A 1,800-nucleotide genomic window follows, 5' to 3' on the forward strand; every position below is an offset into this window, starting at 1 on the left:
CCGTGAACCCATCCCTGGGGGCTTGGTCGCGCCATCCATGGCGCTCACACCCCCGCCACCTGACCCACCCCGCCTCCGATAATTGGCCGGTGACGGAAGAATCGCCACCACGTAGAGCCGGGCTCTGCCCGGCTGCTGCCGTCGCAGACCTGTTCCCGCAACACCCTGTTGCCCGAATGGGGCATGCAGGGGGGGTGTCTGCGTGCGATCCTGCTGGCCTGTCCACGCCAGCGAGAAAGCCCGCATGACGACGATCATTGCGCCCCGTGTCCACGATATCGGCGGCCTGCAGGTGCGCCGCGCCGTGCCTACGTTGCAGGCGCGCAGCGTCGGTCCGTTCGTGTTCGTGGACCAGATGGGTCCGGCGGTGCTTGCGCCGGGGACGGGCATCGACGTGCGTCCGCATCCGCACATCGGTCTGGCAACGGTGACCTTCCTGTGGTCCGGTGCGATCGGTCACCGCGATACGCTGGGGTCGGACCAGGTGATCCGCCCCGGCGACGTCAACTGGATGACCGCCGGGCGTGGCATCGCACACTCCGAACGTACCCCGCCGCCCGAGCGCGAGCACGACCACCCCATCCACGGCATGCAGACCTGGGTGGCGCTGCCCAAAAGCTTCGAGGAAACCGATCCCGGGTTCTTCCACCACGCGGCGGCCACCCTGCCCCAGCAGCGCCGCGACGGTGCCTGGCTGCGCGTCATCGCCGGGCGTGCGTATGGCGAAGAGTCGCCGGTGAAGGTATTCGCCGACACGTTGAATGTGGCGATCGATCTGGATCCCGGTGCGGAAATCGACCTGGACACCGGTCACGTGGAGCGCGCCCTGTACATCCTGGAAGGCGAGGCGCAGCTGGACGGGGTGGACCTGCCCGCGCAGCACTTGGTCATCCCGGAGCTCAATGCGCGCGGTCGCCTGCGCGCCAAGACGCCGGTGAAGGCGATGCTGCTGGGCGGTGAACCGCTGGATGGGCCGCGCCACCTGTGGTGGAACTTTGTGTCCAGTTCCACCGAGCGCATCGAGCAGGCCAAGCACGACTGGGACGCCGGCCGGTTCGGCACCATTCCCGGCGATGACAAGGAATTCATTCCGCTGCCCACCTATTGAGGCGGTGCCGTTCGTCGGCGTCTTGACGCGGCATTCACCCCGATGAACCGCGATTCAGCTACGTTCTGCCTGCCCGTCCCGGGCATCAGGTGGAGAACGATCGATGAGCATGGGCAAACGTCTGGCCGCGGAGTTTCTCGGCACGTTCTGGTTGGTTCTGGGTGGCTGCGGCAGCGCGGTGCTGGCGGCCAAGTTCGGCGGTGATGGCAACCCGCTTGGCATCGGTTTCGTGGGCGTGGCGCTGGCCTTCGGGCTGACCGTGCTTACCGGCGCGTATGCCTTCGGCCACGTTTCCGGTGCGCACTTCAATCCCGCCGTCAGCCTGGGCCTGTGGGCCGGCGGTCGTTTCCCCGCGCGCGACCTGCTGCCCTACATCGTGGCCCAGGTGCTGGGCGGCATCCTGGCCGGTTTCATCCTGCTGCAGATCGCCTCGGGGGCCCCGGGCTTCGCCATCGACGGCAGCCAGGCCGGCGCATTCGCCAGCAATGGCTACGGCGCCCTGTCGCCGGGGGGCTACAGCGTGGCCGCTGCGTTCCTGTGCGAAGTGGTGCTCACCGCGTTCTTCCTGGTGGTCATCATGGGTTCGACCCACGGCAACGCCCCGGCCGCCGAGGCTCAGCGCGGCTCGGTGCCGATCCACTTGTAGGCGATGCCGCCGATCAGGCCGCCCAGCAGCGGGGCCAGCCAGAACA

General features: G+C 68.2%; 1 protein-coding gene and 1 pseudogene. Both read left to right on the plus strand.

Going from position 1 to position 1,800, the window contains the following annotated elements:
• Positions 1-244 precede the first annotated feature (244 nt).
• Positions 245-1,108 (plus strand): pirin family protein, encoded by an 864-nt coding sequence (locus DBR34_RS06785; protein ID WP_038686977.1) that lies wholly within the window; start codon positions 245-247, stop codon positions 1,106-1,108.
• 103 nt (positions 1,109-1,211) lie between these two features.
• A pseudogene (locus DBR34_RS06790) lies at positions 1,212-1,715 on the plus strand (aquaporin); the annotation flags it as partial.
• Positions 1,716-1,800: the final 85 nt, after the last annotated feature.

It is taken from the genome of Stenotrophomonas sp. HMWF003, from assembly GCF_003061285.1.
In the GTDB taxonomy this organism is placed as follows: Bacteria; Pseudomonadota; Gammaproteobacteria; order Xanthomonadales; family Xanthomonadaceae; genus Stenotrophomonas; species Stenotrophomonas maltophilia_AP.

Bases quoted from the DNA above. Each gene is read 5' to 3' on its own strand.
- DBR34_RS06785 (WP_038686977.1), top strand. From the start codon at position 245: ATGACGACGATCATTGCGCCCCGTGTCCACGATATCGGCGGCCTGCAG.